This is a genomic window from Thalassotalea agariperforans (assembly GCF_053470345.1).
This window is the reverse complement of the sequence record NZ_JBQMWH010000020.1, coordinates 1-22,949: the sequence shown is the minus strand read 5'-3', so window position 1 is coordinate 22,949 and position 22,949 is coordinate 1. Positions and strand designations below refer to the sequence as shown.

The 22,949-nt window shown below is 35.4% G+C and carries 18 protein-coding genes; 8 read left to right on the top strand and 10 right to left on the bottom strand.

Features of this window, described 5'->3' with window-relative positions:
• Window positions 1–79 precede the first annotated feature (79 nt).
• From phoR to ACSLUO_RS16680, 3 genes are all read right to left on the bottom strand, one after another.
• Complete coding sequence (phoR, locus tag ACSLUO_RS16690) at window positions 80–1,366, bottom strand: phosphate regulon sensor histidine kinase PhoR (protein WP_448250272.1); 1,287 nt, start codon at window positions 1,364–1,366, stop codon at window positions 80–82.
• A 3-nt stretch (window positions 1,367–1,369) separates the two neighbouring features.
• Window positions 1,370–2,065 (bottom strand): phosphate regulon transcriptional regulator PhoB, encoded by a 696-nt coding sequence (gene phoB / locus ACSLUO_RS16685; protein WP_448250270.1) that lies wholly within the window; start codon window positions 2,063–2,065, stop codon window positions 1,370–1,372.
• A gap of 299 nt (window positions 2,066–2,364) precedes the next feature.
• On the bottom strand, window positions 2,365–3,294 hold the full coding sequence (locus tag ACSLUO_RS16680; protein ID WP_448250267.1) for a porin: 930 nt from the start codon (window positions 3,292–3,294) through the stop codon (window positions 2,365–2,367).
• 307 nt (window positions 3,295–3,601) lie between these two features.
• On the opposite strand from ACSLUO_RS16680, the gene ACSLUO_RS16675 reads away from it, so the two are divergent.
• Window positions 3,602–5,341, top strand: coding sequence for an ATP-binding protein (locus ACSLUO_RS16675; RefSeq protein WP_448250265.1), 1,740 nt, complete (start codon window positions 3,602–3,604; stop codon window positions 5,339–5,341).
• Window positions 5,342–5,450: 109 nt separating this feature from the next.
• Window positions 5,451–6,374: a recombination-associated protein RdgC gene (gene rdgC, locus ACSLUO_RS16670; RefSeq protein WP_448250263.1), complete on the top strand. Its 924-nt coding sequence runs from the start codon at window positions 5,451–5,453 to the stop codon at window positions 6,372–6,374.
• Window positions 6,375–6,453: 79 nt separating this feature from the next.
• On the opposite strand, the gene htpG is transcribed toward rdgC, so the two are convergent.
• From htpG to cysS, 4 genes are all read right to left on the bottom strand, one after another.
• Window positions 6,454–8,397 carry a molecular chaperone HtpG gene (gene htpG / locus ACSLUO_RS16665; protein WP_448250261.1) on the bottom strand — a complete coding sequence of 648 codons (1,944 nt, stop codon included), beginning with the start codon at window positions 8,395–8,397 and terminating at the stop codon, window positions 6,454–6,456.
• A 726-nt stretch (window positions 8,398–9,123) separates the two neighbouring features.
• Window positions 9,124–9,447 (bottom strand): Dabb family protein, encoded by a 324-nt coding sequence (locus ACSLUO_RS16660; RefSeq protein ID WP_448250259.1) that lies wholly within the window; start codon window positions 9,445–9,447, stop codon window positions 9,124–9,126.
• 174 nt (window positions 9,448–9,621) lie between these two features.
• On the bottom strand, window positions 9,622–10,257 hold the full coding sequence (locus tag ACSLUO_RS16655) for a GNAT family N-acetyltransferase (protein ID WP_448250310.1): 636 nt from the start codon (window positions 10,255–10,257) through the stop codon (window positions 9,622–9,624).
• A 401-nt stretch (window positions 10,258–10,658) separates the two neighbouring features.
• Window positions 10,659–12,050, bottom strand: a complete 1,392-nt coding sequence (gene cysS, locus ACSLUO_RS16650; RefSeq protein ID WP_448250257.1) for a cysteine--tRNA ligase — start codon at window positions 12,048–12,050, stop codon at window positions 10,659–10,661.
• A gap of 136 nt (window positions 12,051–12,186) precedes the next feature.
• On the opposite strand from cysS, the gene ACSLUO_RS16645 reads away from it, so the two are divergent.
• The 3 genes from ACSLUO_RS16645 to ACSLUO_RS16635 all read left to right on the top strand — a co-directional run bounded on the left by ACSLUO_RS16645 (window position 12,187) and on the right by ACSLUO_RS16635 (window position 14,779).
• A complete protein-coding gene (locus ACSLUO_RS16645; RefSeq protein ID WP_448250255.1) occupies window positions 12,187–12,678 on the top strand; it encodes a peptidylprolyl isomerase in 492 nt (163 codons plus the stop codon).
• A gap of 14 nt (window positions 12,679–12,692) precedes the next feature.
• Complete coding sequence (gene lpxH / locus ACSLUO_RS16640) at window positions 12,693–13,445, top strand: UDP-2,3-diacylglucosamine diphosphatase (RefSeq protein ID WP_448250253.1); 753 nt, start codon at window positions 12,693–12,695, stop codon at window positions 13,443–13,445.
• Between the two features lie 326 nt (window positions 13,446–13,771).
• Entirely contained in the window at window positions 13,772–14,779 is a 1,008-nt protein-coding gene (locus tag ACSLUO_RS16635) for a GGDEF domain-containing protein (protein WP_448250251.1), read from the top strand.
• 13 nt (window positions 14,780–14,792) lie between these two features.
• Here ACSLUO_RS16635 and miaE read toward each other — a convergent pair whose 3' ends face one another.
• The 3 genes from miaE to ACSLUO_RS16620 form a co-directional block, all read right to left on the bottom strand.
• Entirely contained in the window at window positions 14,793–15,551 is a 759-nt protein-coding gene (gene miaE / locus ACSLUO_RS16630; protein ID WP_448250249.1) for a tRNA isopentenyl-2-thiomethyl-A-37 hydroxylase MiaE, read from the bottom strand.
• Window positions 15,552–15,769: 218 nt separating this feature from the next.
• Window positions 15,770–18,016 carry an alginate lyase family protein gene (locus tag ACSLUO_RS16625; protein ID WP_448250247.1) on the bottom strand — a complete coding sequence of 749 codons (2,247 nt, stop codon included), beginning with the start codon at window positions 18,014–18,016 and terminating at the stop codon, window positions 15,770–15,772.
• 285 nt (window positions 18,017–18,301) lie between these two features.
• Window positions 18,302–21,307 (bottom strand): TonB-dependent receptor, encoded by a 3,006-nt coding sequence (locus ACSLUO_RS16620; RefSeq protein ID WP_448250246.1) that lies wholly within the window; start codon window positions 21,305–21,307, stop codon window positions 18,302–18,304.
• A gap of 808 nt (window positions 21,308–22,115) precedes the next feature.
• On the opposite strand from ACSLUO_RS16620, the gene ACSLUO_RS16615 reads away from it, so the two are divergent.
• From ACSLUO_RS16615 to ACSLUO_RS16605, 3 genes are read left to right on the top strand one after another with little or no spacing between them, the layout of a single operon-like run.
• Window positions 22,116–22,358, top strand: a complete 243-nt coding sequence (locus ACSLUO_RS16615; RefSeq protein ID WP_448250309.1) for a hypothetical protein — start codon at window positions 22,116–22,118, stop codon at window positions 22,356–22,358.
• Between the two features lie 14 nt (window positions 22,359–22,372).
• The gene (locus ACSLUO_RS16610) at window positions 22,373–22,561 is read left to right on the top strand and encodes a hypothetical protein (RefSeq protein ID WP_448250244.1); all 189 of its coding nucleotides are present in this window, start codon (window positions 22,373–22,375) and stop codon (window positions 22,559–22,561) included.
• Between the two features lie 2 nt (window positions 22,562–22,563).
• On the top strand, window positions 22,564–22,842 hold the full coding sequence (locus ACSLUO_RS16605) for a hypothetical protein (RefSeq protein WP_448250242.1): 279 nt from the start codon (window positions 22,564–22,566) through the stop codon (window positions 22,840–22,842).
• Window positions 22,843–22,949 lie beyond the last annotated feature (107 nt).

The following is a 22,949-nucleotide window of genomic DNA, read 5'->3' as shown; positions in this document are numbered from 1 at the left end:
GTATTCTTCTTTATTTAACAGAATGTAAAAATGGGGATAAAAGGCGTTATCCCCACAAAAGGTAATTGTGAATGAAATTTTAACTTAAGTTAAAAACAATCGAAAACTCGCTGCCCTGCCCCCAGCGACTGTTGATAACAAGTTCAGCGTTGTGATGCTGCAATACATGTTTAACAATTGCTAAGCCTAAGCCCGAACCACCGGTGTTTCTAGAGCGTGATTTATCAACCCGATAAAAACGTTCAGTTAAGCGATTAACGTGCTCGGGTTTAATACCAGGGCCGTTATCACGTACAGAAAAGCGTACTTTGTCACCAAAGTTTTGCCAACTAACATGAATTTCGCCTTTCTCTGGCGTATAAGCAATTGCGTTAGATATTAAATTAGAGCAAGCGCTTTTTATTTCAGTATCAATGCCTTTAATGTTTAAGGTTGAGCTGATATCTAATGATATTACATGCTGCTTATCTTGATTTAACCAACTAGCATCTTCAACTAATTGGTGAATAAGTTTTGGCATGTTAATTTCTTGCTTAGCGTCTTGCTCCCCGTGAATTTCAACACGAGATAATGTCAGCAATTGTTCAACTAAACGATCCATTCGAGTAACTTGCGACTCTATGGTATTAAAAGCGTTTTTCCAATGAGGATCTAAAGCATGCTCAGTACACTGTACCATTTCAACATAACCACGAACCACAGTTAATGGTGTTTTAAGCTCATGCGAAACATTGGCAACAAAGTCTCGTCGCATTTCTTCTAAACGGTGTACTTTACTAACATCGCGAGCAAGAAATAAAATTTGATCACTACCATAAGGCATTAATCTCAATTCAAGCTGCACTTCGTTATCAAGCGGTGAGGGAATATGAATAGGTAAGTCAATATTGCCTTCATGAATTTGTAAGGCAAACTTCGGAAAGCGGATCAGATTATCAATGCGTTGGCCAACATCACCAGGTGTGCGAATACCTAATAGCTTCTGTGCTTTTTTATTGCCCCACTCAATAATGTATTCGTTTGATAAAACCAAGGCTGCATCTGGCAATGCCTCAGCACCATCACGAAACTGTCTGATGCGCTCGTTTAGTCTTTTTTGTTTTACTCTGGAGCGTCTAACTTGGCGATATAAACCATCATAAATACGCCCCCAAAGTCCTTCAGCAACCGGCGGAGTTAACGATTTACTTTCCCATAACCAATCAACTAACTTGAGAATTTGTTGATAATTCCAAATTAATAAGGCAACAACAAAGAAAAAGGCTAACGTCCACAAATACCCAATAAAGTATCCGATCACCAAGCAAGCTAAAAGCCCTAAAGCTAAACGAGAATAAAGCGAAAAAGCCGTTAAGCGTAAATACATAGATTAGTGACTTAATTTTCCTGAGAAACGATAACCTGAACCACGTACCGTTTGAATGAAATTTTCATGGCCATCACCAGTAATTGCTTTTCGTAAGCGTCTGATGTGAACATCAACTGTGCGGTCTTCAACGTAAACGTTGGTACCCCAAACATTATCTAATAATTGCTCTCGGCTGTATACCCGTTCGGTGTGGGTCATGAAAAAATGTAATAATCTAAATTCAGTTGGTCCTAAATCAAGACTTTTTTCATTAATAGCAACACGGTGAGCGACAGGGTCTAATGAAAGTCCGTGAAATTCAATAACTTCTTCTAATGAAGTTGGTGACACTCGGCGAATTACCGCTTTTATACGAGCAATTAATTCTTTTGGTGAAAATGGTTTGGTTACATAGTCATCAACACCAGCATCAAACCCTTTTACTTTATCTTCTTCATCAGCTCGTGCTGTTAACATAATAATAGGAATATTTCGGGTATATTCATTTTGTTTTAATGCTTTTGCTAATTTTACCCCTGTACCACCAGGTAACATCCAATCTAATAAAATTAAATCAGGGTAAGGCTCTTTAATTAGCTCTTTTGCACTATCTATATCGGCAGCTTCTAACGAGTTAAATCCATTTTGATCTAACACAAAAGAAATCATTTCTCGAATTGGTGCTTCGTCTTCAACTATCAATATTTGTCTGTTCATTTACATTTCCTAAAACGGGAATACTCATTTTTTAATAAGATCATTTTGATACACTTTTATGACAATTTGATTACACAAAATAATTTATAGCAAGTTGAATAAATATTTTCCGCTAAGCTAACACATACAAGCTTAAAGACATTAAGATTAATAACATTAAAGCTCATGATTATGATCATAGTTAGAAGGTATAGCCCTAAACTGTTGTCATCATTGACTAGCTTATAAACTTAATCAAGAAAAAAGCCGCTTTAACTTAAATTAAAGCGGCTTTATAACTAAAAGCTTTTAAAGCTGAATTAGAATTTGTATTCAAGACCTACAGCTAAATAGTCTTCGTCAGCTGAACTATCCATATCAAAAGTTGTATAAAAAGCAAAAACTTTGGCTTGTTTAGATAGTTTATAATCAGCACCTACTGTGTAACCACTTAGATCATCGCCGCCATCAACTTCAGCCGTTTGCACTTGGCCTTTTAATGTTACTTTACCTACAGGGTACTTAGCCGACACCATAACGCCGTCTAACTCTTCGCCATTAGAAAGTTTTTCTTGAGTTTGTACCATAGCACCTAAAACTACAGCGCCTAACTTACCTTGAGCAGAAAAACGGGTAATATCATAACCACTTACTTCTGAATCAACCGCAACAGCTGCATAAAAATCAGACTTTTTAAGTGCTTCATCACCGTAAGATACCGCTAAAGAAATACCGTCATCAACCGTTTCGGATTCGCTAGCAATATAGCCTAAGTTAACAGCAAAACCGTTGAATTTTGGTGATTTATACATTAATGAATTACTTAATCGGTTTTCACCTTTCCATAAGTTTTTAATATCACCTTCTAAATCACTAAATAAATCAATTTTACCTTGTGACTTTTTAAGGGCGGTATCATGTTTACCTACAAAAACGGTACCAAAATCACCTTTTAAACCAACATAAATATTACGTTGTGAGATGGCTTGACCATCTTTATCACCATCGTCAATTTGTACTTCGAATTCCGCTTGATAAACAACTTCTAAACCACCTTCAATAGCATGAGAACCTTTAACACCCAAGCGTGAAGCGTTACTTTTAATGTCAGTAACTGACTCTGAACCATCATCTGAAGATTGAATTGTTACATTAGCTTTACCATAAAAAGTTAACTCTTCGGCAGCAAAAGCTGAGATAGGTAACGCTGTTAATAAAGCCGCGGCTAAAGTTGTTTTAGTAAATTTCATGTTATTACCTTAGTTATAGTAATTAATTTTTAATTGGCTGCATTTTGCCATCCGCTTATGACACTTTTGTGACAATGTGTCTTTTTTTTGACATTTATATTAAAAAAAAATGAATATAAAAAGACAGTTTGATGAAAAATACATCTTTTATATTAGGTTAATAATATGATTAAACTATAGAATAAATTTAGCCTATTACTATTTATTCCTTTTTCTTTTTGTCAAAACAGGAAAATTTCTAAAAAGGCTTTCTACTTAATTAAAAATGATTACAATCATAACTATGGAAAATAAAAGCGGTAGCTAAATGAAAGTAAAAAGTATTTCGAAAAAACTACTAACCAGAGTATTGTCTTTTTACTTTGTTCTAACGTTTATTGTTACCGGCATTCAAATTGTCGCCGAATACATCAATACCAAAGCTCATATCAATAATGAGCTATTAACTTTAGAAAAAACCTTCAGTGGCAGTTTAACCCGCGCCGTATGGGAGCTAAATACACAGCAAGCAATTGATATTGCTGACGGTTTAGTTGCTATCCCAATGATAAAAGGTATTTCAGTAAAGGATGAAAATAACCAAATTATTGCTCAACTTGGTCAATTAGCGAATATTGATACCATGAAATATGAAGATAATACCGAAGGCGATCACCTTAATTTATCTTCTTTTTCAGAAGGCCTATTTGGTCATACCTTCCCGTTAATTTTTGAGTTTTCAGGCCGTACCAGTAAAGTTGGTAGTGTTACCCTACTTTCAAGTAATGAAGTTATTTTTAACCGCATTGAAGTAGGTATTTATTTCTTAATTGGTAATGCCATGGTAAAAACCGCGGTTTTAGTGTTACTTTTTTCATTAGCGTTTTCAAAACTTTTAACCACACCATTAAGCGAGTTAACGCAACAAATACAGCAATTTGATATTGACGACCCAGAAGCTTCAAAACTTCATTCAATGAATTATGACGAAAATGAACTCAATGTTTTAGAAGATGCCTACAATAATTTAATTGACGAGTTGATCACATATAAAGACAAGCTTCACAGCGCTCAAAGTGAAATTATTGCGGCTAACAGTAAACTAGATGAACATAATTTACAGCTTGAGCAGGAAGTTGCTCGCAAAACATCCTCATTAAGTACTTCTATGCTTAAAATGGAACGACAAAAACAAGAAATGCTTGTTCAACAAAAAAAATTAGAAGATGAAAACCACCGCCGTCAAAAAACAGAACAAACCTTATTAAGCACTAATCAGAATTTAAAAGATTCAATATTAGAATTAAATAAAGCACAAGAACGTTTATTAGAAGCAGAGAAAATGGCTGCTCTAGGGAGTTTATCTGCCGAAGTAACCCATGAAGTTAATACTCCTATCGGCGTTAGTATCACCTCAACTAGTTACCTTGCTGATTTGTTAACTCAATTACAGAAAGAGGTTGATGAGCAAAAACTGAGCAAAAAATCATTATCAGAGTTTGTCAGCAATGCCACTCAAAGTATCAATTTGTTGACCAGTAACTTAGATCGTGCCTCAGATCTCATCTCAAGCTATAAACAGGTTGCGGTTGATCAAACCAGCAATAAGGTAAGAAAGATTAATGTTGCCAATTATATTGATGGTGTTATTCAATCATTACAGCCTAAATTAAAAAATACCAAGCACAAAATTATTATCAATTGTCCCGACGATCTTGAAATTTGTGTTCATGCTGGTGCGGTATCACAAATCATCACCAATTTAGTGATCAACTCCATTATCCATGGTTTTGACGGTATTGAGCATGGTGAAATCACCATGGATGTGAAAATGTACAACAACACTTTACAATTAAATTATCGTGATAATGGTAATGGCGTTAGTGAAGAACAGCTGCACAACTTATTTGAACCTTTTTATACAACTAAAGGTTCTGAAGGTGGTAGCGGGCTTGGCACACACATTATTCAAACCTTGGTTACCGATACCCTTAATGGTAAAATTTCAGCTCATTGTCAGCCAGATTCAGGCCTGAGCTATGAGATTGAATTTGCCAACATGGTGTAAAAAATCATTTTATAATTAACCTGACAAAAGCGTTACTTGTTGCTTTTATTTACGCTATTATGTCGGCTCTTTTTATCCATCTCTCACCAAATTTATTAGGAAACTCTTCATGTGGTTTAAAAATCTTTACGTTTTTGCTTTTACCAAAAAATTTGAATGGCAAGAGCAAGATCTTGAAAAACAACTTAGTGAAAATTTATTTACGCCATGTGGTTCAACTGAAATGGCTCACTTTGGTTGGGTAAACGCACTGGGTAAACATGGCAGTAGTACGGTGCATTGTGCTAATAAAAACTTTTTATTATGTGCCCGAAAAGAAGAAAAAATCCTTCCTGCTCCTGTTATCAAAGATATGATTGATGAAAAAGTTAATCAACTTGAAGCTGAGCATAGCCGCGGCGCCACCAAGAAAGAAAAAGAACAATTTAAAGAAGATATTATTTTTGAATTATTACCACGCGCATTTTCACGTGTTACTGATACTCATGCTTATATAAATGCCGATGAAAATATTATTGTTATTAACACTAGCAGCCGCGCTAAAGCTGAAGACTTTTTAGCCTTATTAAGAAAGTCATTAGGCACCTTACCTGTAACTAGCCCAAGCCCTGAACTTGCCCCTGATGAAGTTATGACCGACTGGTTAGTAGAAAAGAATTTAGGCGACCCATTTGTATTAGGTATGGAAGCAGAATTACACGCTTTAGGCGATGATGGTGCCGTTGTTCGTGTTAAAAACCAAGATTTAGGTAGCGATGAAATTAAAGTTCACTTAGATGCTGAAAAGTACGTAGTGAAACTAGCTTTAGAATGGGATGAAGCGATTTCTTTTATTTTATGTGACGATATGGCAATAAAACGTATTAAGTTCTTTGATGTCTTACAAGAGCAAAATGATGATATTGATAAAGCAGATGTTGCCGCAAAAATTGATGCTGACTTTGCTTTAATGGCTGGAGAACTAAATCGTTTAATTAATGACTTATTTGGTCAGTTTTCACTTAATGCTAACCAATATTTAGATGATAAATAAATTCAGCGATTCAGCTTAATTCTGGATAAACATATAAAAAAGGCGTGTAATACACGCCTTTATTTTTAGCTTTATAATGTTATTTGGTTAAACTTAACATCAACTTATTTAAACGCGTTACAAAGCTAGCAGGGTCTTTTAAGCTACCACGCTCCGCTAATAAAGCTTGCTCAAATAATACTTCTGCCCATTGGGTAAACTGGCTATCGTCTTGCTCATCCGCCATATGTTTAACTAAATCATGCTCAGCATTGATTTCAAAAATAGGCTTAGTTTCAGGAACGGCTTGACCAACAGATTCCATTAACTTGATCATTTGGCTACTCATATCGTTATCATCAGTAACAATACATGCTGGTGAGTCAGTTAAACGATTAGAAATTCGAACTTCTTTCACTTTATCAGCCAAGGTTTCTTGTAAACGCTTAACAACAGAGTCAAATTCTTGCTCTAACTTCTCTTGTGCTTGTTTTGTTTCTTCGTCATCCATATCACCAAGATCTAAACCACCACGAGCTACTGACTGTAATTGTTTGCCGTCAAACTCTGTTAAGTGGCTCACTAACCATTCATCAATACGATCTGATAGTAATAAAACTTCAATGCCTTTCTTGCGGAATACTTCTAAATGCGGGCTATTTTTCGCTGCATCGAAGCTGTCAGCCACCACATAATAAATTTTGTCTTGGCCTTCTTTCATGCGCTCAATGTATTGAGCAAAAGAAACATTTTGTACCGCGGTATTTTCATTGGTTGACGCAAAACGTAACAACTTAGCAATTGCATCTTTATTGGCAGAATCTTCTGCTGGACCTTCTTTTAGCACTTGGCCAAATTCATCCCAAAAGCTTTGATACTGCTCAGCATCTTTATTGCCTAAACGCTCTAACATTTTTAATACACGCTTAGTACAACCTTTACGAATAGCTTGGGTAACTTTATTATCTTGAAGAATTTCACGTGATACGTTTAGTGGTAAATCATTTGAGTCTAATAAACCTTTAACAAAACGTAGATACGTTGGCATGAACTGCTCTGCGTCATCCATAATAAATACACGTTGCACAAATAATTTTAAACCGTGTTGTTTTTCACGATTGTACAAGTCAAATGGCGCTTTAGCTGGAATATATAATAAAGAAGTATATTCAGTTTTACCTTCTACTTTATTATGTTCCCATAATAATGGGTCGCCAAAATCATGTGATACATGTTTATAAAACTCTTTGTATTCGTCGTCTGAAACATCGGCTTTTTCACGTGTCCATAACGCAGTTGCTTTATTAACAGGTTCCCACTTAGCTTCTTGTGCTTCAACAGCCGGACGAATTACATTACCTTCTTCGTCTTTCTCTTCTTCTACTGCCGCCACTGCCGGCGTTAACATTTCAACTGAAACAGAGATATGATCAGAGTATTTAGTCACAATTGACTTTAAGCGCCATTCATCCGCATATTCTTTTTCTTCTTCTTTTAAGTGAAGAATAATATCGGTACCACGATTAGCTTTTTCTATTTGTGCTGTGGTGAATTCGCCTTCACCTTCTGAAGACCATTCAACCGCTTCATTAGCCGCAGCACCAGCAGCACGCGAACGTACCGTTACTTTATCAGCAACAATAAAAGCAGAATAAAAACCAACACCAAATTGACCAATAAGTTGCGAGTCGGCGGCTTGATCACCCGATAATTTAGAGAAAAAGTCAGCTGTGCCTGATTTAGCAATAGTACCTAAATGCGCAATAATTTCGTCATGGGTCATACCAATACCATTATCAGAAATGGTTAAGGTATTATTTTCTTTATCAGCACTAATGCGAACACGTAAATCACTATCACCGGCTAATAAAACACCGTCTGATAACGCTTTAAAGCGTAATTTATCGGCAGCATCGGCGGCATTAGAAACTAATTCACGTAAGAATATTTCTTTGTTTGAATATAATGAATGGATCATTAATTGAAGTAACTGTTTTACTTCGGTTTGAAAGCCATGAACTTCTTTTTGACCTGTCTCAGACATCTGAAACTTCTCCTATCTGTATTCAACATAAAATAAAAATGCCCGTTGTATTAACGGAATCTTTGTTAACTCAGATATGGGGATAGCACTTTTTAATTCAAGTAATAAATGAACAAAAAGTACAAATTGAGAATAAAAAAAAGCGGCTCAAATGAGCCGCTTTTCCTATTAGCTTTTTAATGCATCCTGCATATACATTCAGTGTTCCCATCATCCATAATAACTATCCATAGTGTATCCTAAGGCTCCTAGCCTATCCTTTATGCCATCCTAAGCATCACTTCATCCTGAAGTAAAAATTAAATTTCCTATCCTTATTAACCATCCTGGTTACATTGTCCCTTGTTAACACATCCTATGTTAATATTCCTAAGTAACGTCCTTATTACACAATCTCATCATGAGATTTTCCGTTGCTATCCTAGCTAATGAGCTCCCTGCCCTGTGTCGTCCTGACATGGTTAATATTAGAGTAAAAACGAAATTAACAAAGTCGCTAAGAAAAAAACTTTGCTGTTCATCTAATTGTAAAAAAAAACAAATTTTAATTAAATTTTATTTTTCAAAAGCTTAGCATTTAATCAATAATAAAAATCAATAATTTTTTACAATATATCGCACACCTTTGTGAGATATGTCTTACATTAAAGGTAGCCAATAAGGTAGTAGCTAATAAAGATAACCTAAACAATTATTATTTAGATAATAACTTTATGCATAAGTTAATTAAATTTCACCTTTTTTATCGCTGATCAAATAATCAATTTCTAAAAAATCTTCTACTTCCAATAGCCAATAATTTTTAACAAAAGCAATATGCAATGGGTTTTCGTTGTAAGCTTGATAAGCCTCGTCGTTTGCAAATTCCATTGATAAACCATGAGTAAAATGATTTTTTCTACTAATTTGTTGTAAACACTCAAAATTTAGTACCGTGGGTAAACTTTTAAGTTTACGAGCTTGTTCTAAAAATTGATGTTCTGCTGCTGAATTGGGCTCGTGCTTTAATTTAAAAACCACGGTATGACGGATCATATTTTCTGTACTCATTACTCATATTATAAATAAAGATTAACAGGACATAGAGATAAGAAATAACATCATGAACATATTTTTTATTCTACTAGTTCTGTTTTCAGGTAATTAATTTAACGCTGTATTTAAGCAATAGAGCTAAGCAATACAGCAGTTATAAAGTAAATAATTATTGTGAAGAAAAATGTGTTAGTTATTTTGTCGGTAATGGATCATCAAACTACCAGACACCTTACCAACAGTTAATTGTTTTATTTTTTTGTAATCAACATCATTAAAAAATTCTTGATACTTTTTATTGGTTGCAAACACAGCAACACCTTCACTATTAGGATGTTCTTCTAATACGGTATTAACTGCCGCCATTAAATAATGGCCAAAGCCGTGATGTTGATGTAATGGATGAATTGCAATAAAAGACAGCATATGAAAGGTAGTCAGCGGTACGGCATTGATAATCGCTTCTTCTTTTTCAATCATTTGCTTAGTACTGAAATAACCGGCACTTAACAGCATTTTTAAACGCCAGTGCCAAAAGCGGTTTGAATTTACTCGCTCATCAGGACCATTTAAGCAAGCAACGCCAACCATTGACTCACCTAAATAAAGACCAACCATTGGTTGTTGAGCCTGCCAAAAAGCATTTAATTCTTCTCGAATAGAGGCCCTTAAGCGCTGTTCATAATCAGCTTTTTTAGCATCAAAGATATCAAGAAAAACGGGATCATCATGATAAGACTGATACAATAAAGACGCGGCAATTTTTAAATCTTCAGCTGCTAAATATGAAGCTTTGATATCAAGATGTGTTTTTTCCGCCACCATTTCTGCCATACCGCCTTCCTTTTAATAATTATTATGCTTATTTTTTACCTTAATGGCTTCTTATTCATTGGTCAATAATAATTTAACGCTACCTTATGAACAAAAAACAGCCGCTTTTTCACTATAGCTTGCAAAAGTATAATTGGATAATCTTGGCACTAGAGTCTGTTGATCTTTGTTTATATTTTCAGCAATAGGCTATTTTAAGTAATAGCAAAGTAGAATGGAGGTTGTTTGCTTATTCCAAATGCGTGAATTCCAAATGAGTGAAATTCTAATGCCGCTAGCGCAAAAAATAGCTTATATAATTAATAGAATTAAGAATACTAAAATGAAGACATGAAAAAGGGGAATACAACTTCCCCTTTAATTACTTATAACTGAATCAATTGATTAACTGATTATTTTTTACGCCAAGTAGTTTTACCAGCACTGTCTTCCAAAATAATGTTCATGGCATTTAATTTGTCTCTGGCGTCATCGGCTAATGCCCAGTTTTTATCTGCTCGCGCCTGATTACGCTGAGCAATTAACGCTTCAATTGCGGCAACCTCATCATCATCACCCTGACCTTGTAAAAAATCAGCCGGATCTTGCTGTAACAGGCCTAATAAATTACCTAACCCTTTTAATATTGAAGCAAGTTCTACTGCTTTGCTATTTTCACTTCCTTGTTGTTTAGCAACATTCAGCTCTTTGGCTACTTCAAATAACACTGAGAGCGCTTCTGGTGTGTTAAAGTCATCATCCATCGCTTTACAAAAGCGTTCAACATAAGGCTGAGATTTATCTAATTGATAATTAGCTAACGTTTCAACATCACGTAATGCCGTATAAATACGTTCCACTGATGCTCTTGCTTGATCTAAATTGTCGGTAGAGTAGTTTAGTTGGCTACGGTATTGACCTGATGTTAAAAAATATCGTGTGGTTTCGGCGTCATAATTGGCCAACACTTCACGTATGGTAAAAAAGTTACCTAATGATTTTGACATTTTAGTTTGGTCGACTTGCACCATGCCTGTGTGGATCCAATAATTCACATAAGGCGTATCAAGCGCACAACAACTTTGCGCGATTTCATTTTCATGATGTGGGAACGATAAATCAGAGCCGCCGCCGTGAATGTCAAAATGATGACCTAATTCTTTAGCATTCATTGCCGAACATTCAATGTGCCAACCTGGGCGACCTTCCCCCCAAGGTGATGACCAACTCGGCTCACCTGCTTTAGCCATTTTCCATAGCACAAAATCAAGCGGGTTACGTTTGCTATCGTCTACCTCAACTCGAGAGCCAGATTGTAACTGCTCTAGGTTTTGACCACTTAATTCACCATATTTAGCAAAGCTCGATACATCAAATAAAACATCGCCAGAGCTAGCAACGTAAGCATGATTTTTTGTTACTAATTGCTCAACCATAGTAATGATTTCTTGCATATGCGTTGTAACACGCGGTTCAATATCAGGACGTAATAAATTTAAAGCGTCAAAATCTTGATGCATATCTGCCATAGTACGTGCAGTTAACGCTTCACAGGTTTCATTGTTTTCAATGGCGCGCTTGATTATTTTGTCATCAACATCAGTAACATTTCTAACATAGGTGACATCATAGCCAGAAAAACGTAAGTAACGCACCATATTATCAAAACCAATATAAGTACGCGCATGGCCAATATGACAGAGGTCATAAACCGTGACACCACAAACATATAGGCCAACTTTACCTTGTTCTATTGGTGTGAACGTTTCTTTTTGGCGAGATAATGTATTGTATATTTGCAGCATTACGTAATTGCTTCCTAGATTTACCTGAAAAATTAGCGCAGATTGTACATTATCATCGACAAAGGGTCATCACTTCCCTTTACAGAAATTCTCGTTAGGTTACAATTCTCCCATATTTTATTATGGAAACTAAAAAATGATCACATTTAAAACAACTTTAGGCGATATCAAAATTAACCTAGATTTCGATAAAGCACCAATTACCGCTGAAAACTTTAAAAAATATGCACAAGATGGATTTTATAACGGCACTATTTTTCATCGCGTGATCAAAGGCTTTATGGCGCAAGGTGGTGGCTTTTCATCTGGCATGGAAGAAAAAGACACTAATGCTAGCATTAAAAACGAAGCCAATAATGGTTTAAGTAATGCTCGTGGTACATTAGCTATGGCACGTACACAAGATCCTCATTCAGCATCAGCGCAGTTTTTCATCAATTTAGTTGATAACAACTTCTTAGATTTTAAAAGCGAAACTGTTCAAGGTTGGGGTTATTGTGTATTTGGTGAAGTTGTTGAAGGTATGGACGTGGTTGATAAAATGACCACAGCCGAAACAGGTCGTTTTGGTTTCCATGATGATGTACCAAAAGAAGAAATTATTATTACTGAAACTATCGTTGAATAATTGAATACTTTTTAATGATAAAAAAAGTAAAAGAGCAAGTTACCTATTTTATTGCTGATTTACATCTTGCAGAAAACAGGCCCGATATTACGGCCTGTTTTTTATCGTTTTTAAAAAATGATGCTAGCAACGCTGAACAGCTTTATATTTTAGGCGACTTATTCGAAGTATGGTTTGGTGATGATTACAACACCGAACTAAATACCAGTGTTGCAAAAGCGTTAAAAGATTTAGTGCATTCCGGTACTGATGTATTTTATATCCACGGAAATCGTGATTTTATTTTAGGTAAAAAATACGCCGAAATGTCAGGTATGACATTGCTACCTGAAAAGTATGTTATCGATTTATACGGTGAAAAAACGTTATTAATGCATGGCGATACTTTATGCACCATGGATGTTGAATATCAGAAGTTTCGCAAAAAATCGCGCTCTTGGTGGTGGTTAGGTTTTATGACCAACCTACCCTTTTTTATTCGTAAGAAAATCGCGCATAATTACCGAGAAAAAAGTAAAAAAGCACAACAGGCTAAATCGCTCGATATCATGGATGTTACTTTATCTGAAGTGGTAAAAGATTTAGAAACCTATCAATGCCAGTTGATGATCCATGGTCATACTCATAGACCCGCTATTCACCAATTAACGGCTAATGATAAGCCAGCAACTCGTATTGTTTTAGGTGATTGGTACGAACAAGGCGCATGGCTAAAAGTTGATAAAAATAACAAAGAATTACTCAACTTACCTTTTCAAGCAAAATAATCTGCTTATCTATAGTTATTACTTACTTTTTATTTACCATCAACATCAAAAAAAACATCATAACAAGCTGATTTAAAAGGAAATTAATAAAAACCTTTAGGTCACGGCCTTTCCTTATTAACTAACCATCAAATAACTCGTACTGTTTTAGTACAAAAACACAATAAAACAAAACTATATTAACAAAAAATTTACATTGAATGTTCAACATTTTTGTTGGTAAACTGTATTTGCATAATCACAAATGCTAATAAAAAATTAAACTCAAAAATAAATATAATAATAAAGCTGAAGTTTGTATTAGCCCTAAATATTGAAGGGAAAAAATGGATAACAACAATAACAAATTTCAATCTGCAAAACGCTATGCGGATTTAACCTTTGAACTACTAACAAAATACACAATACCGCCAACCCCAGTAAATTATTCAGTATTATTTTTATATACTAATGGCAGTAATCCTCAGCTTAATCAACAAATCAATTTACAAATAAAACAAAATAAAGCGCTCGACTGCATTTTTTTAGAAGCCTTATTCAATGAATTTGTGTCAAATTCTGAACAAGTGCAACAGGCCGTTATGAGTCCGCTCAATGAATCAATAAACACATTATTAGATAAAATTGACACCCAACTAAGTTTAGATGAAGAAGCCATTGGTAATTTACAAAAAATTGACCAAGTGCTAGAAAAAACCAATCAATCTAAATCCCTCAATAAAGTGGTAAACTATTTATTAACAACAGTAAATAATTCAGCCAACCAACACAAAACGTTATCTGAAGCGTTAAATAAAACTAACAACGAAGTAAATGAATTAAAGAAAAAACTTGAAGTGGCTCGCAAAGAAGCGATTTCTGACGCCCTCACCGGCTTACTTAACCGCCGCGGCTGTGATGAAAAACTCCAAAATATTGATATTGAAGAAACCCATACCTCTTTAGCTATTGATATTGATCATTTCAAAAAAATTAATGACAATTTTGGCCACTTTATTGGCGACAAAGTATTACAGCGTGTGGCTAATTCAATCACAGCTAATATTTCTGATCTTGATCTCGCCGTCAGATATGGCGGAGAAGAGTTTGTCGTGGTGATGGTTAATAAAACCTTAAGCGAAGCCAAAGTGATTGCAGAAAAAATTCGTTTAACCATTTCAAATCTTAAGCTAAAACAGCGTAATTCCGATAGTTATTTACCACAAATTTCGGTTTCGGTTGGTATTGCACAAACGCAAAAAGAAAAATGCTGGTTAGAGCTATTTAAACGCGCTGATGAAGCTTTATATCAAGCAAAATCTGCCGGTAGAAACTGCTCAATGGTTGCCGCCTAACGTACAAATAAAGTTAAGCGGGCACACCACTATGAAACTTAAAGTCAGTATCAGGCATTAAAATAAGCTCTGCTTCTTTTTCACCAAAAAAAGCAATTTTTTCATCAATATTAGTGCCTGAAATTTCTTCGGCTAATGTTAAATAATCTTGATAATGCCGAGCTTCTGAGCGAAGCAAAGATACATAAAAATCACCAAGACGTTTATCAACATGAGGTGCTAATTTAGCAAAGCGTTCACATGAACGGGCTTCGATATAAGCACCACAAATTAATTTATCTACTAAGGTTTCTGGCTCGTGAGTTTTTACATGGCTTAACATGCCTTTAGCATAACGCCCTGGGGTTATATGCTTATAGCTAATGCCATATTCATGCATAATTTCTAAAACTTGGTAAAAATGGTGTAATTCTTCTTTAATTAACATCACCATTTTATCAATCAAGTCTTGGCCATATTTTGAATTGGCTTTAGGTAACATCGACTTTTTCAGGCTGTTTTTATCGTTCAGCGATTGCCAATCCCCTTCTTTTTTATAAACAAACTGCTCAAACGGCTTAAGCCACTCTAATAATGCCTGACCGCTTTCTTTGTCTACTGCATACTTACGGATAAGAAACATGGCAGATTGTGCCGCTTTTAATTCACATATTAGATGATCTAATAAAAGCATTGATAAATTTTCAGCTTTTATCGCTTCTTCAATCCAAGTATCGGGGGTTTCACATTTTAAAAAGGATGTGATTGGGGTTAATAAATCGGAGTATGGCACAAAGATATAGCTTATAGAGATTAATTCAGTAAACGGGATTTTATCATAAATCAGTAAAAAAACTGCTTAATACAAAATAAAACGCCAATAAAACAGTTTAAACTTACCACTTTTATCAACACTTATTTTCGATATAAATAAAAAAAGGGATTGCAACATCGCTGCAATCCCCCTTCCTACTTAACCTGAATTCAGGTTACTCATAATGCAATAACTTGCTAACTACCAGTAAAATAGTACGCGCCTGTCCAGCGGTATTGCTTACCTGCTATTTTCAATTTATGTGCTTTATCCGTCGCTGTTTGTTTGTTTGCTAAGATAAAGACACTGCTATTGCCTTTTAGATCAGTAATTGAAACCGCCGTGTAGTTTTCATCATCATGGATCACATTTAATGCTGCAATACTACTCTTAGAATTTTCAGACAATTCAGAAATAGGACTATAAGCGCCATGTGGTTCAATAACAGAAGCAAAAACAGTATCCTTGCTATCATTTCTACGGATCATTAACGCGGCATCTCGGCGAAGGTTAAACTGAGGATCATTCGCGCCAATGCGAGTAAATAACAGCTCATCTTTAGCATCCGTTGCCGTGGTCAAAGTATAGTATTTACCATCACCTAACCATGAAAATTGGGTACTATTAGCAGCGGGTTTTCCTTTACCTTCTAAATACAAGTGCTGATAACCATTTTTAGCCCCTAAAGGACTTAAGCTAGCCGGTGAGTCGTAGGTAAAGTTCATATCGATAACTTGTCCCATAAAATAAAAAGGAAAGTCATATTGATTTTTAGCGGCTGACGTCACTTTCATGATATCGAGAACAAACGGTTTTTCAAAATCATCGAGTTTGATCATCGCCATGGTTCTATGCATTTTTGTGCCCGGATACGCATTTGACTCAGTAGCACTAACTACTTGAACCTTTTCATTTAAATCATCATAAAGATAAAGCTCAGAATGATGTTTACTCCCCGTTTCATAATCACCACCAAAATGCGAGGTTTGATTTTGTGTTAGTGTATTATGTGCAATGGTTTGTTTTGCCCAGGTTTTATTTTCTTTTAAGTAGTTACCACCACCTTTTTGTTCAATATTAACAAAACGTGCTAAGCCGTAATCTTGTAATACTTCATCACCATTGGCATAAAGTGAATAAGAAAGCTTGTCATAATGACCATGACTTAAACCTTGAGCAGCGTATTTAAACACTAACGTTAACTCTTCATTGCCGTATCTTAGAATTCCAACACCACCTTGCTTGCCATCATGACCATCTGAAAAATTAACCGACTTTTTCACAAACGGTTCAGCTTTACCATCACGAACGCCAATAGCCACTGACAGTCCTGATTGATCTAATAATACCGAACCTTGTTTCTCTGCAATACCAAGTAATTTAGGCGCTTGCTTGCCATAATGATAAGCAATATCAACCGCTGTTACTAAAGCCGGCGTGTAATAAGACATGCCTTTTTGACCATCATTAAGAGGGAAAAAATCACCGTCAGCATCAGATAAATTGAGCAGCGCATCAACCCCTTTTAATAAAACATTGTCTTTATGTTCAAATACCTTCATTTCAGGTTTAACGTTATGCATAGCTAAGCCAAAAATTAAAAATGGGTACATTGCATAACGTTGATAATAAGGACCTTCGGTAAAATAACCTTCTGGTGAAAATGGGTCTTCTAGGTTAGCTAAAAAGCCAGCTTTTTGCCCTGCTACTTTAATAAAGCCGCCATCGTTATCTTTAAGGCCTAATTCCAAACCGTCATCTTCAATGCCATATAAGGCACGTTGCAATAATTCTTCGTCATCCATTACCAATGCAATCATACCAACAGCCGCATTGCCCCAAGTGCTGTGGTTATGAATACGATTATAAAACTGTGGATTGACTATAGAAATATAATCGGCGAATGGACGAAATAAATTATTTTGTAATTTATCGTGCTCTTGGGCTGATAACGTTTCATAAATAGCATCATAGGCTTGGCTCATATAAACCAACCAGTTACTGTCATTTAAGCATTGCCAAAATAATTTACCACGAGCATATGAGCGCTCTTGCGGGTGAATAGGTAAGTCTTTATACATAGCTTCATACTGGAATAACATATCCCGAACGTATTTGGCATATTTATCATCTTGAAGTATTTGATATAATGCGCCTGCTTTTTGCGCCACTTGAAAATTCTTTTTATGACGCTGATGGGTATAACCACCTGAAAAATCTTTTGGGATTGGGGTGTCAATACCAAACGCAATTTCCGCATCAACTTCTTGTTTCACACGTTGAAGTGTGGCATCGAACAAAGGCACTTTACCTAAATTCTTTCTAATTTTTTCTACCCCAGATTTGGTCATAATCAAATTTGGATGTTCTCGTGACTGCGCACTTAAGGGAATAGACAATATAGTTACTATCAGTAATAGGGCTGTGACTTTAATTTTTATCAACGCCTTTCTCCAATTTAGAATATTTACAATGGGTTATCTTCTAACTATAGTTTTAGATTAGAAAACTTTCATCTGTTGAGTTGTTAAATTAACGAGACACCTCATAAGCTTGCCGCATTAATTGTTTATACAAAATCTTACTAACCTCATCAATTTAATATGTACAAACCGTTTTACATTTACTTTCTTAAAATATTAACCCCAGCACATGCTGGGGTTAATTTAACATTCAACTAAATGTGTTATTTGGTAAGTACCAAATAATCGAACTGTTGTTCTCACATATTAGAAACGGTAGCTAGCACCAAATGTTACACGACGGTCTGGAAGACCTACGAAACATAAAAGTGCATCGTCATTAACACAATATTGCTTTATACCTTCATTAGTAAGGTTTACTGCTTCAAGTCCGATGTTTAATTTATCAGTAACATCGTAGCTGACACTCGCGTTAAGTTGACCTCTTGCTGCTGTTACTACAGGGAAACTCAAAGTACTATTCGTGCTAGAACCACCTGCGAAATCGGTAGATTTGAACGCATCACGCCATGTGTAACGCATACGTGCAGATAAACCATTTCTTTCATAGTATGCCGTTAAGTTATAGGCATTTTCAGAAAAGTCTTCTAAACCACGCTCAGCACAAATATCGCCAAGAACATTTTTACCACGTCCACCAGTACAATCTTCTGTTGAACCACCTTTAAAGTCTTGTATTGTGTAATTCGCTGCAACACCAAAACCTGATGCCCAACCTAATTCATCTTCAAAACCAGCAAGATCGTATTGAGCTGAGAATTCCCAACCTGAAACGGTTGTGGTTTCTGAGTCATTAGATGGTTCAGAATAATCTACACACATACCTACTGCGCCTAGCTCACCTAACGTGTTAGCTACTACATTAGGGTTGTATATACCGCCGCCTGGACAATCTAAGGCTGTTTCACGCACGAAACCACTTGTTGTCTCTGTACTTGGTGTTTGTGGTGCTTCGTATGTTTTAATACCAAAGATGTTTGTACGCTCTTTAGTAAAGTAACCAACACTTACAATTGACGCTTCAGCAAAATACCATTCCCATGAAAGGTCAAGCGATACAACTTCTTCAGGTTCTAAGCCTGGGTTACCTAATGCCACGGCCGTATTTTCATTAGTACCAAAGTCAAACGCTGCACTTAACTGATCGAAGTTAGGGCGTCGGATATCTTTACTTGCACCGAAACGAATAGCCATATCATCAGCAACATCAGCAACCACGTTTAAACGAGGTAAGAAGAAGCTATAGTCACCAGAAAGGATTGATTGTACACCTACATCATAATTACTGATTGAATCAACTTCAGTACTGATATAACGACCACCAACATTACCGCGAATCATTTCCCACTCGAAATTAGCTTGTGCGTAAAGCGCATGAGTTTCTTCTTCAACTAAGTAAAAAGCACCTCTATCTTCACTAACATCCATCGTAGCAGAATCACTAGTACCTAATGTTACATTGTAAGCCTTATCAATTGTGGCTAATGTACCTTCTGGGTCAGAGAACGCTTTATCAGGATCTACAAGTAAGAAATCTTTGATAAACAATTCACGGTCATCACCATCACCAAAGTTATTAGGACCTTTAACTAAAAGGTCAGAAATTAGCGTACCGCTAATAGATTTTGCTTGGTCGCTAGTGCTCCAAGTATCTTTATATTTGTGGAATTCACTCGAAGAAGCATTAAAACGGTAACCTAAATCAACTGAAGTGATAATGCTGTCATCAACATAAACCTCAAGATCAAAACGTACACCCGTTTCAGAGTTTTCTTGAGTATCGCCACTTTTTTCCATTTTCGCTAAATAATAGTTAGCAGGGTTAAATAGTTGCTCTGGTGTCGGAACTACAGATGAAGCTTGGTTTAAACCAAATGATAAGGTTTTTCCTGATAAGTCATAAGAAAATGGCACGCCATTATCATTAAGTAAATAACCACCAGTACCATTTACGCTATCAATAGCCTCTTGAAGTGAGGTAATTCCGTCCATTAATGGAACTTCTGTCGTACCACTTTGAAGAGAAACTTTAGCTACATCAGGAGAGTTAGGGTTCATAAAGTTCAATGTTGTATCGAACTTCGGCTTAGTACTTTCAGAAGATGATGATGAAATTTCAGCACTTAACTTAAAGTCTTCATGTTGATATTCACCACCGAATACAAATACTTCAGAGTCTGTAATACGTGAGCCTGTTTCACTAGACATACGTAAGTTTGGCTCACTCGGTTTAGAACCTGTATAGTCTGGGTTTATGTCGCCAATTAATGAAGCTTCCATTGATGGAATATTAACACCACCTAATGAACCAAAATTAATAGTTTCAGTAGCTGTTGGTTTATTACCGTTTAAAATACCACCTACACCAGAAGCTTGAAGTCTGTATTGGTCACGACTTTGTTCTTGAGAGTTAATGATAGTATCAAAATAAAACTTCAAATCATCGTTAGGTGCAAATTCAACGGTTGATGCAATATTAACCGTTTCATAATCATCATTTTCTTGTTCTTGCAATAAGAAGTTAATACCAAGAACGCCATCTTCATTAAGGGCATCACGGTCAGTTCTAGGACGGAAAGAAACTGCTTCTTGCTCGCTGTAACTACCACTAATAACAAAACCTATTTTACCAAAGTCAAGCTCCCAGTTATCACCATAGGTACCTGAAAATCTTGGCATAACACTTTCTGTACTTAAGCTACTGTTTTCGCCTTGTACACGAACAGATCCTAAAGTTTCTGATAACTGTAAAGGACGAATTGTACGTAAATTAACAGTACCACCTACAGAGCCTTCAGTCGTTTTAGCTTCAGGTGATTTTGTTACTTCAACAGCAGCAATAATAGAAGCTGAAACATCTTCAAAATCAATACCGCTACGACCACCGCCAGAACCTACGGTAGATACACCATTAATTTCGGTACGGTTTGCATTAGTACCACGAATTTGCACGCCAGTACCAACACCAGCTGTACGGGTAATTTGTACACCAGTAACGTTTTCAAGCACTTCCGCTAAGTTTTGGTCAGGTAACTTACCAATATCATCAGCAATAATGACCTCAACTAAACTGCTAGCATCACGCTTTTCAGCTAGTGCACTGGTAAGAGAGCTACGGATACCGGTTACTTCAATCACTTCAACAGCTTGTTTCGCGGCAGTAGGCGCTTCTTGTGCTTGAACTGATGTGGTCATATGCAAAGCAGTTGCTGAGAGCACTGCTAAAGATATTTTAGATAATTTATGACTCATATTCTTTCCCTTAGTTATTTATAATTATTAACTTTGCAAAACTTCTGTTGTTTTGTCACAACAAAATATTCCATAAAAAAACAAATTGGTCAACCTTTGGTCGATAAAAAACACAATTAAAAACCACTTAATTGGTAATAACATTTATTTTTAAAACCACTACTTATCATTACCAAAAACAAACAAATCTTAAACAAAAAATAAAAACAAAAATAAAAACATTAAAAATCATACAATTAAAAACAAACAAACACGATATAAAAAAAACATGTAAACATTTACCACAAATTAAATAAATAAACTTTTTAATCGTTCCGTTAAAAAATATATTTATAAAAAAATGACGGACAGACTAGGTTTTTCAATAAAAACTCTCTATCGATAAAAACAATTAACAGATATTGGTAATACCACCAGATGGTTTTTTATGTGTTATGGTAATAACAGTTATGTGGGTTTTAAAACAATTGCAAGATCATACGAATCAAACGTCTTTACTGATTATTCAATTCTTGAAGTTACACTTTATATATTTAGGTGAAGCTAAAAAGAAATGTTATGAAAATAACACTGCCCCGTGCTTTTTTATTTATTTGTACTGCTGCCACAGGCTGTTTTACAGCTATGGCTAAAGCAAGTGTAGATTATGGTATTATCTCTACCGGCATGTGAAAGTTTATTTTACGTCAATCTTTGATTGCTTTTTTAATGGCTTTTTAAAAACGCATTAATTTTGACAAGGTTGCTTTGTATTAAAATTTCATTCTTTTGGTATACTCAATAACAAGATAAATAAGGAGATAGTGTGATGTCAGGTCAAACCATGGTAGTTTGTATAGTATTAATCACGGTTGTTTTTGGTACGCTTTTCGATATGTATAAAAAACATTTAGCCTTTAAAGAAAAAATGCTTAAACACAATCAAGCTTCAGATGCTGATAACGAGCAATTAAAACAGCAGGTCACTAATCTAGAGTCTCGTATTCAAGTACTAGAAAAAATAGTAACCGATGAAGGTTATAGCATTAAAAAAGAAATCAATGGTTTATAATTTTGAAACTGATAATGAAAACTGAATTTGATGATTTGCGCTTAAATGAAAACCATCAATTTGACACGGATAGTAATGGCGACAAACAAGTTGTACGTATTTATGCTAACGAGCAACTAATAGCAAAAAGAATCAAACAAAAAAAATCTATCCGTTATTTTGCCATTGACGGTTACCAACAATACTTAACCGGTGAACACTAATTATGGCGAAGTCTCCAATAAAAAAATTGCTTGAAAACCACCCTAACCTAACTCATACCGAAGATATCAAAGTGATCTCTCATGTACAGCGAGAACAAGACGATTGGTATATTAACACTATAATGTTAGACGGTATTGACACGCCTTTTAAATATAAACGTAAAAAACACTATAAATCACTAAATGGTCAACGCGTTAATATTACCTATTATCCAGAAACTGAAAATGTTGCTGGCTTTGAAATTGAAGTGATGAAAATTGTCAGAATAAAAATAGCTTAATACTGTTTACTAGGGTCTGTTTATCTTTGTTTAATAATTCAGCTGAGAGATAAAATCGTTTTAATCAAGGCTGAAATTATGTCGTTTAGTCATCTAAACCAATAATT

Bases quoted from the DNA above. Each gene is read 5' to 3' on its own strand.
- ACSLUO_RS16645 (WP_448250255.1), top strand. From the start codon at position 12,187: ATGATCACATTTAAAACAACTTTAGGCGATATCAAAATTAACCTAGAT.
- ACSLUO_RS16675 (WP_448250265.1), top strand. From the start codon at position 3,602: ATGAAAGTAAAAAGTATTTCGAAAAAACTACTAACCAGAGTATTGTCT.
- ACSLUO_RS16605 (WP_448250242.1), top strand. From the start codon at position 22,564: ATGGCGAAGTCTCCAATAAAAAAATTGCTTGAAAACCACCCTAACCTA.
- ACSLUO_RS16620 (WP_448250246.1), bottom strand. From the start codon at position 21,307: ATGAGTCATAAATTATCTAAAATATCTTTAGCAGTGCTCTCAGCAACT.
- lpxH (WP_448250253.1), top strand. From the start codon at position 12,693: ATGATAAAAAAAGTAAAAGAGCAAGTTACCTATTTTATTGCTGATTTA.
- rdgC (WP_448250263.1), top strand. From the start codon at position 5,451: ATGTGGTTTAAAAATCTTTACGTTTTTGCTTTTACCAAAAAATTTGAA.
- phoB (WP_448250270.1), bottom strand. From the start codon at position 2,065: ATGAACAGACAAATATTGATAGTTGAAGACGAAGCACCAATTCGAGAA.
- ACSLUO_RS16680 (WP_448250267.1), bottom strand. From the start codon at position 3,294: ATGAAATTTACTAAAACAACTTTAGCCGCGGCTTTATTAACAGCGTTA.
- ACSLUO_RS16610 (WP_448250244.1), top strand. From the start codon at position 22,373: ATGAAAACTGAATTTGATGATTTGCGCTTAAATGAAAACCATCAATTT.
- cysS (WP_448250257.1), bottom strand. From the start codon at position 12,050: ATGCTGCAAATATACAATACATTATCTCGCCAAAAAGAAACGTTCACA.
- htpG (WP_448250261.1), bottom strand. From the start codon at position 8,397: ATGTCTGAGACAGGTCAAAAAGAAGTTCATGGCTTTCAAACCGAAGTA.
- ACSLUO_RS16635 (WP_448250251.1), top strand. From the start codon at position 13,772: ATGGATAACAACAATAACAAATTTCAATCTGCAAAACGCTATGCGGAT.
- phoR (WP_448250272.1), bottom strand. From the start codon at position 1,366: ATGTATTTACGCTTAACGGCTTTTTCGCTTTATTCTCGTTTAGCTTTA.
- ACSLUO_RS16615 (WP_448250309.1), top strand. From the start codon at position 22,116: ATGTCAGGTCAAACCATGGTAGTTTGTATAGTATTAATCACGGTTGTT.
- ACSLUO_RS16655 (WP_448250310.1), bottom strand. From the start codon at position 10,257: ATGGTGGCGGAAAAAACACATCTTGATATCAAAGCTTCATATTTAGCA.
- ACSLUO_RS16660 (WP_448250259.1), bottom strand. From the start codon at position 9,447: ATGAGTACAGAAAATATGATCCGTCATACCGTGGTTTTTAAATTAAAG.